The sequence below is a fragment of the uncultured Aquimarina sp. genome (assembly GCF_947500065.1).
Classification (GTDB): Bacteria; Bacteroidota; Bacteroidia; order Flavobacteriales; family Flavobacteriaceae; genus Aquimarina.
The window spans coordinates 32,065-44,958 of the sequence record NZ_CANMQT010000005.1 but is presented as its reverse complement, the minus strand read 5'-3'; the positions used below and the strand labels follow the sequence as shown (position 1 = coordinate 44,958).

15 protein-coding genes and 1 pseudogene are annotated in these 12,894 nt (G+C 31.2%); 3 read left to right on the top strand and 13 right to left on the bottom strand.

The window, feature by feature from the left end; genetic code table 11:
* Window positions 1–50 precede the first annotated feature (50 nt).
* The 13 genes from Q0975_RS15635 to Q0975_RS15575 all read right to left on the bottom strand — a co-directional run bounded on the left by Q0975_RS15635 (window position 51) and on the right by Q0975_RS15575 (window position 9,734).
* The gene (locus Q0975_RS15635) at window positions 51–689 is read right to left on the bottom strand and encodes a helix-turn-helix domain-containing protein (protein ID WP_299438322.1); all 639 of its coding nucleotides are present in this window, start codon (window positions 687–689) and stop codon (window positions 51–53) included.
* Window positions 690–1,058: 369 nt separating this feature from the next.
* Entirely contained in the window at window positions 1,059–1,505 is a 447-nt protein-coding gene (locus Q0975_RS15630) for a cysteine dioxygenase family protein (protein ID WP_299438320.1), read from the bottom strand.
* Window positions 1,506–1,587: 82 nt separating this feature from the next.
* Window positions 1,588–2,238: a hypothetical protein gene (locus Q0975_RS15625; protein WP_299438318.1), complete on the bottom strand. Its 651-nt coding sequence runs from the start codon at window positions 2,236–2,238 to the stop codon at window positions 1,588–1,590.
* A 218-nt stretch (window positions 2,239–2,456) separates the two neighbouring features.
* Window positions 2,457–3,095 carry a tetratricopeptide repeat protein gene (locus Q0975_RS15620; protein ID WP_299438316.1) on the bottom strand — a complete coding sequence of 213 codons (639 nt, stop codon included), beginning with the start codon at window positions 3,093–3,095 and terminating at the stop codon, window positions 2,457–2,459.
* A gap of 208 nt (window positions 3,096–3,303) precedes the next feature.
* Window positions 3,304–4,149 (bottom strand): hypothetical protein, encoded by an 846-nt coding sequence (locus Q0975_RS15615; RefSeq protein WP_299438314.1) that lies wholly within the window; start codon window positions 4,147–4,149, stop codon window positions 3,304–3,306.
* A gap of 100 nt (window positions 4,150–4,249) precedes the next feature.
* A complete protein-coding gene (locus Q0975_RS15610; protein ID WP_299438312.1) occupies window positions 4,250–4,732 on the bottom strand; it encodes a hypothetical protein in 483 nt (160 codons plus the stop codon).
* A gap of 170 nt (window positions 4,733–4,902) precedes the next feature.
* Window positions 4,903–5,433: a hypothetical protein gene (locus tag Q0975_RS15605; RefSeq protein ID WP_299438310.1), complete on the bottom strand. Its 531-nt coding sequence runs from the start codon at window positions 5,431–5,433 to the stop codon at window positions 4,903–4,905.
* Between the two features lie 45 nt (window positions 5,434–5,478).
* Window positions 5,479–6,009 (bottom strand): GNAT family N-acetyltransferase, encoded by a 531-nt coding sequence (locus tag Q0975_RS15600; RefSeq protein ID WP_299438308.1) that lies wholly within the window; start codon window positions 6,007–6,009, stop codon window positions 5,479–5,481.
* A 172-nt stretch (window positions 6,010–6,181) separates the two neighbouring features.
* The gene (locus tag Q0975_RS15595; RefSeq protein WP_299438306.1) at window positions 6,182–6,778 is read right to left on the bottom strand and encodes a GrpB family protein; all 597 of its coding nucleotides are present in this window, start codon (window positions 6,776–6,778) and stop codon (window positions 6,182–6,184) included.
* A 203-nt stretch (window positions 6,779–6,981) separates the two neighbouring features.
* On the bottom strand, window positions 6,982–7,560 hold the full coding sequence (locus tag Q0975_RS15590; RefSeq protein WP_299438304.1) for a hypothetical protein: 579 nt from the start codon (window positions 7,558–7,560) through the stop codon (window positions 6,982–6,984).
* A 321-nt stretch (window positions 7,561–7,881) separates the two neighbouring features.
* Window positions 7,882–8,529 (bottom strand): hypothetical protein, encoded by a 648-nt coding sequence (locus Q0975_RS15585; protein WP_299438302.1) that lies wholly within the window; start codon window positions 8,527–8,529, stop codon window positions 7,882–7,884.
* Between the two features lie 75 nt (window positions 8,530–8,604).
* Window positions 8,605–8,982, bottom strand: coding sequence for a DUF2200 domain-containing protein (locus Q0975_RS15580; protein WP_299438300.1), 378 nt, complete (start codon window positions 8,980–8,982; stop codon window positions 8,605–8,607).
* Window positions 8,983–9,206: 224 nt separating this feature from the next.
* The gene (locus Q0975_RS15575; RefSeq protein WP_299438297.1) at window positions 9,207–9,734 is read right to left on the bottom strand and encodes a hypothetical protein; all 528 of its coding nucleotides are present in this window, start codon (window positions 9,732–9,734) and stop codon (window positions 9,207–9,209) included.
* Window positions 9,735–9,978: 244 nt separating this feature from the next.
* On the opposite strand from Q0975_RS15575, the gene Q0975_RS15570 reads away from it, so the two are divergent.
* The 3 genes and pseudogenes from Q0975_RS15570 (at window position 9,979) to Q0975_RS15560 (ending at window position 12,893) form a co-directional block, all read left to right on the top strand.
* Window positions 9,979–10,716, top strand: a complete 738-nt coding sequence (locus Q0975_RS15570) for a transposase (RefSeq protein WP_299438295.1) — start codon at window positions 9,979–9,981, stop codon at window positions 10,714–10,716.
* A 12-nt stretch (window positions 10,717–10,728) separates the two neighbouring features.
* A pseudogene (locus Q0975_RS15565) lies at window positions 10,729–11,034 on the top strand (transposase); the annotation flags it as partial.
* A 398-nt stretch (window positions 11,035–11,432) separates the two neighbouring features.
* Entirely contained in the window at window positions 11,433–12,893 is a 1,461-nt protein-coding gene (locus Q0975_RS15560; protein WP_299438293.1) for a serine hydrolase, read from the top strand.
* The last annotated feature ends 1 nt before the right edge of the window (window position 12,894 follow it).

The following is a 12,894-nucleotide window of genomic DNA, read 5'->3' as shown; positions in this document are numbered from 1 at the left end:
GTAAAATTATATTATGAAGAATACATATGATTGGAGAATTGAGACATCATCTAGATTTGTTTCAATTTCCAGAAATATTTTATGGATTCAGGATTGTTTGTGACCTGTTTTAATAACTTTTTTGGAGATTCACCAGAAAGTGCCTTAAAATGATTAATAAAATCTGATTGATCATAATAAGCAATATCGCCTATGGTGCTCGACATATTTTTGCTTTCATTGGAAAAATTCTCTATGGCTAATCGAAACCTAACTGTATTTTTAAAATCCTCAAAAGAGCAATACAGGTATTTTTTAAACTGTCTTAAAATAGTTCTTCTACTCAAGTTTATTTGCCTCTCTAGATCATTCATTCTAATGTTTCCTTTTGAGTGCTGTATTAATTCTATAGCAGTTGATAATTTATCAAGCTGCACATTTTTATAAGAATTTTCAAAAAAAGATTCCAAAGCGATAAGTCTATTTTCAATATCTTGAATAAGACATATTTTTACTAGATTTTCTTTATCAGTTATTTTAAAAAGGCCAGTTTCAATAGTCGTTAATGCGTTAGTATTTATAAAATTATGAATTGCTAATGGTGAAAATTGTATGCCTATAATATCATATGCGTTTTTTATTATAGCAGTTCTAAATTTTGTTTTAGTAGCAGTTAAAATAATAGTAGCCTCATTTTCTTTTTCTTTCACGTTAAATGAGTAGTCATTAATTTTAACAGTGGAGTTACTGAAAATATTTATAGTTTCAACAAAATGAGGATAATAAACAAACTCGGTTTTTTTATTACCCATAGATTTCATAAAGTAAAAAGACTTAATATATTTTTTTAGTAAGTCTGATTTAGGTCTAAATTCTTTAATTATCATTTTATGGTATGATGAAATTTAATTTGCAATAAAACCTTTCATTTTTGGAAATACTAAGATTAATTAACTCATTATTATTTGTAATCATTACCTGAGATTACTTATAACATCTCGGCTAAGCGACGTACAAGCGGTAGCGAAGTATGTGCGCTTAGGTGATGTTATGCAGAGTATTTTATTTCCAAATTAAAATCAATTATAAAATTTACCAGGAGAGTAAATATGTAGTGAAACAGAATTTTCTTCCATATTAGATATCATATGAATTTCGCCTCCTTCAATGTATGTAATTTCATTTTCATTAACAATTGTTTCAAACGCTCCTTCTTCTGTTCTTCTAATATCTTTCAATTTCCCCTTATACAATTTCATTAGACACCCGTTTTCCGGATGCCTATGTTCAGGTGTTTGCTGATTCGGAAGCCAACAAATCAAAATTATTTCAAATTGATCAACCTGATGAAGTATTATTTTTTTATAATTTTCAGGATCAAATTCTACAAACTCAGAAATTGAATCGAAATTGAAACTTTCTAATTGATTTTTAAATTCTCTCAAATTATTATTCTCCTTAAGATGAGAGTTAATTTTCTTTGTTAATTCAGAAATGGTCATACCTCCTTTTAAGTTTAAATTCAAATATACACTCTAATTTAGTGATATTTTTACTTGATTTTCTAAAGAAGAGGAATACAGGTTTCTAAAGCACTAATTTCTCTTGTTATTTTTCTGTGAGTTGATTAAGTTTAAAAGTCAAACGTTCGTCTTTGATTTGATTATTACCTTTTAAATCATTAATTCTTACTTCAATTATTGTATCCATCAGAGAATCAAGTGTAATACTTTTTAGATTTCCATTATAGTTAAATACTAAAGGTTTTTTAGTACTGTCAATAAAAATTTTACACTTGTCAGATAACCATAAAATATGACATAATTCCTTGTCATCTTGATAAACTTTTAAATCATGATTGGTATCTAAATTCTTTATGATGTTTAATTTATGTTTATTCTTTTTTTCTTTTTCATTCAGGGAAATAATTTTCAAGTCCTCAATTGGGTTCTCGTACTTAAAGTCCATTATTAAGGTCGAGTCCACTATTTCATACGTTCCATAGCTTTGATGAATCACATTAGAAATTCTTAAACCACATATCTTTTTTCCGTCAGAGGTTGTTCCAATTATATTGGTACTGTCTGGATAACTAATTCTTTCGCTTACCTCAAATAACACCCTGTTGTCAGGTAACAATTTAATCGTTTCTTCATCTTCGGTTTCAAAAGATTTAGTTCCAACTATGTTTTGCCCAAAAATATATTGACCAAATGCTAGAATTAAAATAAAAATAAAATTTCCGAAGTTTTTTTTCATAAAAAGAGATAATGGTCAGGTTATGATTAGTGCAGCGCAGAAATTTAAAGAATTTCCAGCCAACACAAGTAAAAACTTTTGACGTTTTTTAGTTTTGTTTTAAAAATAAGAAAAAAACTTTTTCTATAGCAAAGCCTGAGTTGCTTTATGATGAGAGTTTTAAATCAAAATTAACTTAGAACTTGTTTTTTAACTCAGTTTTTTGTTGTGCATAGTTTTCATGATTTACAATATATCTTCAGTTGCGAAATGTCAGTTTTATATTTTGGATATTTTTTTAAAATTTTTAACTTCATGGCTTTTTGTCTATCCTTACAAGCTTTTTCTTTAAAATCAATTGCTTTATAAATTAAGGCTCTGGTTTTATAAGCAATTGGGTTTTTAGGGGCTTGATCAATCGATTTGTTAATATCTATTAATGCTTTTTCATAATCTTTAGATAGATAATAAACTAGACTTCGATGTTCGTATGAATATGCGCTAGGATTTACTGTAATCTCAGCTGTAAAATCGGTAATTGCCTTTTCATACTCACCTAATTTACGATAGGCAAAACCACGATTAGTTCTTGCAGTGCGCATTTCTGGCTTCAAAGAAATTGCTTTTGAAAAATCACGTATGCATTCTTCATATCTCAAGTCCATCTCAAGAACATAACCTCGTTTAAAATATAGAACAGCACTATTAGGATATAATTTTAACAGAGTATTCAGGTTTTGTTCAGCTTGTTTCCATTGTTTATTCTTTATAAATTTTTGGACCTCTGTGTAAATATCTTTTGATTTAGAGTTTTTTATTTGAGTAAATCCAACATAGTTTATTAATAATAAAATTGTAACTATTAATATTTTCTTCATTTTTTTCAAATTATGCATAGTGTCAAATATAAGAATTAGAGCAAGGCAAGTATACCTGAATCAATCGATTTATCCCTGCCATCCACTAGGTAGGCAGGTTCAATTTATAAAAGCCTGTGCTCAGCCCGACTAAGTATCCAGCGCCATCGCAAAAAGGAAATAACCTTTCTATCTGGCACTACACTTTATTCTGATTTCATATATGTTGTTATAGCCATTTTGTTTTTTTTCTTAAGCTGCTCAATTTTACATTTACATTACACTTATTATTTTCATAGTCTGAGTAAAAAGAATCTTGAAAAAGTACTAGATTATCCCAATTAGAAAAACTTTGATAGTCTTTGGAAGAGTAATAATATTTGTCAACTTTTAGTTGTCCGATAATTTCGAATTCAGTTTCTGTTTTTTTGAAATGTTGAGCGTAATACCAGTTGATTTTTTCTTTTGGGACATACTCGGTCAACATTTGTTGAGTTAGAGCCAATAAAACTTTGGCTTTTTCAAAATCCTTCAAGGTAGGTTTATCTGTTTTTTTTATATCTGTGGTAACTATAAGATTCAACCCAAGTTCCGTGTTTTTTTCGGATTCAAGTACAAATGCGCCACAATAATCTCCATCAGATAGTTTAAAAATCAAACAAGCTCCTTTCTCAAAAATAGCATTCCGAGATACTTTCTTTTTTCTTTTTCTAGCACTTTTTTTGTCTTCAGAAATTTTAGTTAAAAAGTGATTTAGGTTTTTTTTTCTTTTGGTTAAGTCTGATTTAGAAGCTTCAAGTTCTTTCCACAATTCAATATCTTTGTCAGACTCAATTAGTTCTTTAACCTTTTGATAAATTTCTTCATCAAGTGCTTTACATTCCCATTGACATTTAGCAATTGTTATCCAAAAGTTGTTTTGATCTTCGTAAGAATCAATTAACTCTTCGTTTTCTGCAATAAGTTTCTTGGTAATGTCAATAACTTCCATTCCGTCATTATAGAGTTCGAAAAACTCATAGTTGATGTCTTCATAAATATCATTTGATGAAATTCCAGTTCCCCAAGTTCCCATTAATATTTTTTAGTTTAATTGGTTATAACGGTTTTGTGTATGAGCAGTGGCGTGCAAAAAAAAATACTAACTTTTCGATTTATCACTTACCATTAATGTTTTATACATCGCGTTGTGTACCGTATTTTTCTATATATTTTATTGCCAATTTTCTAATCCAGATATGTTTGTCAGTCAAGAATGGTCTAATTTCTTTTTCAAATCCTACTGCTTGCATTTTGTATACCGTATCAATTATTTGTCCATTTACAAATTTGTCATTAATCATATTAATCAATTGAGAAGCATATTTAGATAAATGCTTATATCCTAACAATAATATAAATGATTGCCTTCCTCGTTTTGAGTTTTTATTCAGGCAAAACTTGATAATTAAGTCATTTATTTCTTCGTCTTTTCTTAATGTTTTTTTCGTAATGATTATTTGTCTTATTTCCTCTCCAATTCTCCATATATCAGATTCATATTTGTGCCAGTTAGGAACATCTGGAAATCCATCTATTGGTTCTAAATCCATCTCCACTTTTTTAGGAGTAAGACTTTCAGCTTTTTTTATTAATTCTAATATTTTTTCTTTTTCCATTCGTTAGTTTGGATATGGCACACAACGTTATAAGTATGTGTCGTAAGGGACAGAAATGTTACCTTATTTTTCCATTATTCTTGCGAATTGGTTGCTGTTTTTTTTTCGAGTAAATATTGAGCCATCATACATATACAAAGACCTTTCTATTCTATGACATATATATAGCGTTAGGTAACGTTTTTTATTACGTTTTCTATCCGGTATACATTTTCAAGGTTTTTTCCATAATCTACTAACGTTGTTTTTAATTTCGGACTACTTGAAATTATATATTCAAAATCACTTTCTTTTTCAGATTTCAGCATAATTTTGATTTCTTCGCCCCAAGATTTCCAAGAGATACCTGACTTTAATAAGATTCCATTTTCAATTTCCTTCATCTTCATCTTTCCAATAATTGGGTCGGTTTTTAATTTTTTAATGAGGTCCGTTTTATTCAATCCTGTTTTCAGATTTATCGATTGATTTACTCTTATGTTATCATTGGAAATTTCCTGAATTCCGTTCTTTTTAAGTCTGTATTGATGAAAAGACACTAAAATTAAAGACATAGTAATTCCAAAAAAGAAAGTCATAAATAAGTATTTCCATAATCTAAATCCTTCGCCATCCGCTAAATCAAAACCCAGCATAATTAGTCCATATGGTATTCCTGTAAATAAAAAGGTCTTTAAGTACAATTTTGTAATTGGTTTCATAAATGTCGTTTTAAATATTACCTGACAGTTTGAGTAAGGTGCATTTTAATGGGCTTTATTTTTTATGATAAGTTTTTTGTTACACCAATACCAGGCAGCATCTTCACTGCCAGGTTCATAGGGAGCAAATTTGTCGAATTCCATACCAACTTTTTCCATTACTTTGATCGATGATTTATTTTCTTTCATTGCAATTGCAATTATCTTCTTCAATTTGAGAGATTCAAATCCATAAGTCAAAATAGCATGAGATGCTTCCGTTGCTATACCTAAACCCCAATATTCAGGTAAAAATCTATAACCAAGGTCAACTTCATCAAATTCAGGCAAATATGCTAAACCTGCCCAGCCTACAAATTGCTTCTCTTTTTTTAGAATAGTAACCCACCTACCAAATCCACGATTTTTGTCTCTGGATTGGAATTCTTTTATCTTATTATTAATCTCTTCCAGTGAAGTAATAATATTTTCTCCAGTGTACTTCTGAACTTGATGATTTGAATGTAGCCGGAGCATATCCTGAGCATCATCCATGACCATTTCTCTCAAAATCAATCTTTCCGTTTCAATTATCATTTTCAATTATTAAGGACAACGCCAAATACATGAATCGAAGCAAGGCAAGTACACCTTGACCAATCGATTTATCTCTGTATACCTGGCAGATAACAGGTTCAATTTATGAAAATCTATCGCCATCACAAAAAAGGAATGACCTTTCGATCTAGCACTAAACTTTGTTCTGATTTTATATGTCTTGTTGTGCGCTGGCCTTTCTGCTGATTATGTCCAAAGTTTCATTGATAAAATCGGTCTTTCCAAGAACATAAGAACCTCTGTCATTTTTAAATTTAGTGGCTAATTCTATTTTTAGATTTTCATATTGTTTCGCTCTTTCGGGGTTAGAATTCAAGAAGTTCCGAAACTCAATTTGTTTCCACATCACATTATCTTTTGGGCACATATGAATATGAAAAATCTGTTCTTTTGTTCCATCCACATTATATCCTTTTCCTAAAGAAGAGTATGCCTCAATATTTTCTCTGGCTGGAACCACAAAATGCGAATACCCTAATTCTGTAAATTTTGCGATTAGATTTTCGTCAAATAACATTTCTTTTGATATTTCAATCATCAAATCGATATATGGTTTTGATTTAATACTCGGAATAGAAGAACTCCCAAAGTGTTCTATTCGCAAGATTGTTTCATTCCCGACTTTTTCAATAATTCTTTTCCTTTCGTTTTCATAAATATTTTTCCATTCGGGATTATGATTAACCAATTCAATTGGAAAAAGTGTGTTCCAATCCTCTTTAGTTAAATCATTTAAAGTCTTTTTCATTATTTATCGATTTTTTTCAGCTTGTTTACAACGCCAAATATATGAATAGAAGAAAGGCAAGTACACCTTGATCAATCAATTTATCGCCGCATACCTGGTGGATGGCAGGCAGGTGCAGTGATTACTAATTTTTCTTTTGAGCAAGCATTGCGCTTTACCAAAAATGCAATAACCATTCGATTCATCACTTAGCTGTTATGACATCATATTTGTTGTTGTAGCTCGTTATTCTTTACATTTTGTATTTCATTTCTGTATAGAAGTATCCCTAATCCAGATGCAAAAATAATACAACTGATTAACATTAAAATTCCATTATTCCAAATAAAATATGAGAGTCCAACAAATGGCCCACCAATTATTACCATAAGAGAACTAATAGGATTTATTTTGATAAAATTCAAAGCGTGTGCCGCTAGTCCAATAAAAAGGAAAGATGGTCCGATAATCACAAATGGATATAGAATTAGTGGTGTATTACTAATTTGTTCACTTAAGTCATTCCTTCCGACATTATCATTTCCGAAGCTCCACATAATAAAATCAATAGTACAAAGTCCAATGTGGGCAATAACTCCTATTGCTGTCAAAACTGATGCAATGGAATTTAGTCTATTCTTTGGAAATACTTTATTAAAATTGATTAGTAGTACAGCTCCAATCAAATTAAACCAGTGAGCTAAATCAATATGTTTTTGTTCACTTAACGAACCTTGGGAAAAAAATATGTAACTGGTAACGAAAAAAAATAATCCAATTAGACATAGGGTTTTTGGTTTCATAATTTGTTTTTTTAATTTGACGCTTGCAAGTTCCAATAACTTATTGAGTCTAATTATGTTTTTCTTCTGAATCGTCGTATATGAATATTGGGTTGTTATTTAATGAGCTACAACGTTTAATATATGTGTCGCGGCTGTGCAAAACGTTACCTTGTTTTTTGATTTTTCTCTGCCTACCTGTCGGATGGCGTGCAGGTGCGTATAGGTTGCTAGCTTTTTCTTTGAACAGGCATTGCGCCTTATCAAAAATACGACAACCATTCGATTCATCACTTAGCTGCTATGATAACATATATAATGTTGTAAACGGTTGTCTTAATTTTATAAAGCTTCGCAGCTATAAACAAAGATTATTTTTTTCGTTGATAACTCTTTTTTTAAGTTAGAATAGTATGAGTTTATTTCATTATCAAGAATATCATTTTTTATATCATGAAATGCATTAACCTCTTTAGTAACCTCACTTTTTATTTTGGATATGTTGTTTTTAGCTGACCAATTTATTAATGTGATACTACAATTTTCCATCCATTCGATATAGACAGAATCTATATTTAGTGGTACTTTTTGTAAATATTCATAATCAACTTTAGAATCTAGGATATGAATCCTATCTCCAACAGGAAATTCAAGTTTATTAATTAAAAAAACATCTAGTATTTCTTTGATATCAAATGTGATTTTATTTGAATTTAACGCAAAATCTATTTCAGATGATTCACTTAATTTTAAAGATTTTACTTCTGTATAAATAATGAATGTGTTATTAAAATTACTATGAAAATAATCACAAAAAGAAGTTTTTTTAGAATTATAAGGTTCCCGATATGTGTAATGATAAACATAACCTGTAAGGTTTATAGAGCCATTAAATTTAGCTTCCACTTTATACCTGTAAGCATTTCCCCCATCAGCATAACAGTTATAATATTGTATAATTCCAAAAAGTACTATTAATAAATTTCTCATTTATTTTTCAAATGATTTACAACGTTTTGACCAAACTGTGTTTTGATGCAGTTTAGATTTTGTTAGTACCACTTTCTACTTTTTTTCTTCACGCAAAATTTTCTCCATTTTACGACCTCTTGCTAATTCATCAATCAGCTTTTCCATACGTCTACATTGTTTATACAATTCAAATTCATCCTCTATTTCTTCAATTCGATAACCACAAACGACTCCTTTAATCAAGTGTGCATTTGGGTGTATTTTAGCTTTTTGAAAAAATGTTCTAAAGGTTGCTTTTTCTTCAATAAGTGCTTGTAAAGCATCTTGATCAAAACCAGTGAACCATTTAATTACTTGATTGAGTTCTTCTTTTGTTCTTCCATTTTTCTCCAGTCTATTCAGGTAAAGAGGATAAATGGATGCAAATATCATATTGGCAACCTTTTCATTTTTTTCGACTGTAACTTTCATATTGATTAGTTTAATTGTTGCTAACGCCAAATATATGAATCGGAGCAAGGCAAGCAAGCCTGAACCAATCGATTTATCCCTGCCTACCTGGCAGATGGCAGGCAGGTGCGCATTGGTTGCTAACTTTTACTTTTTGCAAGCATTGCGCCTTACCAAAAATACAATAACCATTCGATTCGTCACTTAACTGCTATGACATCATATATGTTGTTCTACACCGTTTATTATTCCGTCAACAGTTTTTTCATTTCCCGAATTGAGTCTGTGTAGTCCGACATTTTTTGACTTTTACCCATGTGAATCGGACTCATGTTTATTCGGTTTGTCAATTCCTTCATCGGCATATTTTCAAGACTCCCAAATTCATACTTCCACCAGTCCAAGTCCTGTAATCTATGATTTTGAAAACCAGTTGTTTTTCTATCATTATCCGTTGATAAAAACTCTAATTGTCCGATTATAGAGTCCAAGAGTTCAAAATCCAATATGATTCCATCGTAAACTAGTTGTCCATAGAAAGCTTCTTTGAATATAGACTCTATGCTGGTCAAGTCAGATGATTTGATATCCGTTAAGATAACGTTGTATTTCGTTTGTCCATTGGTAAGCAGCCAACATTTTTTTCGTTTCACATAAAAAACCGTAGCGTTCCATTTCCCTAGTTTTCCACAATCAGAATTTTGGTCAGTCGAGATTAGTTTCTTGACTAACTTTTCAAGTTTCTTTGTAGTATGTATTTTAGTTCGTGTCAATGGTGTAGAACGGTTTGTGTATGAAAGGTAGCGTGTAAAAATGTACTACATTTTCGGATAAACACAGAGCCGAATTTTTATGTTTTGTTTTTACTTTTTTTGTTTTAAAAGCCAAATTTAAAAATTTGGCGGTCTTTATAAATAAGCACAGACCTTTCGATTTAGCACTTATTAGCTATGTTTTATAGCATCGATGAAAAAGCAGTAAGTCGAGTATCTTTAAAATGAACTAAAAATTAAAGATATGATTATTCAAATTACTGCCCATCCAAAGCTATTCATTGGCATCGACATTCACAAACGAAGTTGGAAAATTCATTGTGCAACAGATTTATTTTCTGGCAAGCCATTCAGTATGTCTCCTAATCCTGAGCAATTACGAGTTTATGTTTCCAAACATTTGTCAGGTCATGAAGTTACAACAGCTTATGAAGCGGGTTGTTGTGGTTATTATGCGCACCGTTGTTTTGAGAGTTATGGCTGGCGTAGTTTGGTTGTGAATCCAGCGGATATTCATAGAAAAGGCAAAGAACGTCACACCAAGACTGATAAGATAGATGCACAGCTCATCGCAAGAGAACTTAAAGATGGTCGTTTGGAGAGTATTGTGGTTCCAGATATCGAGCGAGAGCAACTACGTAGTCTATTTAAACGCAGAAATGATCTTGTGAAGGATTTTTGTAGGATTAAGAGCTATATCAAGATACAGTTATTGTATTTTGGTATTAAAGAGCCAGAGGAGTTCGATAATGATCACTGGAGTCATAAGTACCGTAAATGGTTAGATGATATGGTTTTTACACACCCTACAGCCAAAGCAACCTTGGATAGTCGGATGCGTTTCTTCCGTTTTGTGGATCAAGAACTTCGGGATGTTTCAACTCAACTAAGAAGATATTGCAAGACGCATTATAAGAAAGATTATATGTTGCTTAGGAGCATACCAGGAATTGGAGCCATAGTAGCCTGTGGTATTTTGTGAGAGTTAGGAGATTTACGTTGGTTTAATAGTGCGAAGCACTTGGCTGGTTATGTAGGTTTGGCACCAGGCATGCATCAAAGTAGGGGTAATTCACGGATAATAGGTATCACTCCACGAGCACACCGTTTGATACGTTCCTATTTTGTGGAAGCTTCATGGCAGGCTATACGTGCTGACCCTGTGGTGCAGTCCTACTATCGTAAACATCAAGGTAAGAACGTAAAGAGTATTATTATCAAAGTAGCTAGAAAGCTGCTCAGAAGAACCTTAGCTGTTATAAAAACTGAGGCTCCCTATACGATAGGAGTGTTAGAATAACACAGGAATAAGTAGAACTAAAGAAAAAAGAACAATAACAAAGCTCACAAAAAGTAGTCAAGCTCGTATTACAAAACAACGTAGGTGATCTAAGAAATTAGAATTACATTTTTATAGCAAGTGACCGAGTTTATTATAGCTTATAATCATACAGATGCTTGTGACGTTTCGCAAAGAGAATCGATCACATATAGGATGCGGAGCAAGTTATATTAAAAGAAAAAAGGTGGTTTAAGAAAAAAAGAAAATATTAATTAACTTTAGAGAACTGGACTAGGGCTTTTCATAGGACACGTTGTTGTACAACGTTTTTATTTTCATCCGTCTTTCACTTCTTAACTAAAGTCAATGAATATGTATGATTTAAAGGTCAATTTTGTACGATTAAATTATATAAGATGAGAAATATAAAAAGAATGCTTTTCTTTTTGCCGATTATATTAACTGCTCAGATGGTTATATCACAATCAATTCAAGAAGATGATAGAATCAAGCAAAGAATAGACGATTATTTAACTAAAGGTGTTTCTAAAGGGTTAACTGGAACTGTTTTAGTTTATAAAGAAGGAAAAACCCTCCTCAATAAAGGATACGGTTTTGCTGATAAGGAGAATGAGATTTTAAACACGCCAACTACAGTTTTTGATATTGGTTCGGTGTCGAAGCAGTTTACCGCAGCTGCTATTCTAAAATTAGAGGAGCAAGGAAAGTTAAAAGTAGAAGACGTATTAAGTAAGTTTTTCGATAATCTTCCTGAAGACAAAAAGAATATTACAATTCATCAATTGCTAATACATTCAGCTGGAATAATTAGAGCAATTGGAAAGAGTGATTTTGACATTATCTCCACTAAAGATTATTTCAACGAACTTTTTGCTACACAACTAACTCATGAACCTGGAACAAAGCATGAATATTCTAATGCTGGTTATAGTATTTTATCGCGAATTATTGAATTAGTATCAGGACAATCTTATGAATCATATTTAAATCAATATTTGTTTATGCCAGCAGGCATGAAACATACAGGTTATTTATTACCTAAATGGGGCGATATGTCTATTGCTAAAGGTTATAGTTATAATGTAATGAACATTGGTACTATGTTAGAGCGTTATAAAAAAGATAATGCTGTTTCTTGGGTTGTAAAAGGTAATGGTGGAATCCATTCTACTCAAGAAGACTTGTATAAATGGTATCAAGCTTTAATATCTAATAATGTGTTATCTAATGAACTTGTTGAGAAAATGACCAAACCTTATATTCTTGAATTTGAAGGAGAGACCAGTTATTATTCTTATGGATGGGTGGTTTTCCAATCACCTAGAAATACTAAAATGATAGCTCATGATGGAAGCAATGGGACTTTTTTCTATGATTATAGATGGTTTCCAAAGGAAGATGTATTAATTATTTATGGCACAAATGCGTTTACTACAAAAATTGGAGGCATTGGATGGTGGGTCGATAAAATGCTATTTGATGAAGCATATACGCCAAAACCAATTGAACCTGATTTTGTGAGTTCGCTTTTGGAGTATTCGGAAAAATTTAAAGGTTCATTAGCTGAATTGGAATCAAAAATTATCGAACAATTTGGTTCCGAAATTGCGAAACCGTTCTACTTAAATCGCTTGAGTGGTTTATACTCAAGGAACTATATGTTTGAAAAGGCAATATTGTTTGCAGAACTAAATATAGAGCTATTTCCAAACGATAGTAATCTATGGGATAGTTTGGGACAGGCTTATTATAACAAAGGAAATATTAAAAATGCATTAGTTGCTTTCAGAGAAGCTGTAGCTCTTGATGCAAACAATTCTTATGCTCAAGAAATGATAAAGAAACTCACAAATTAAA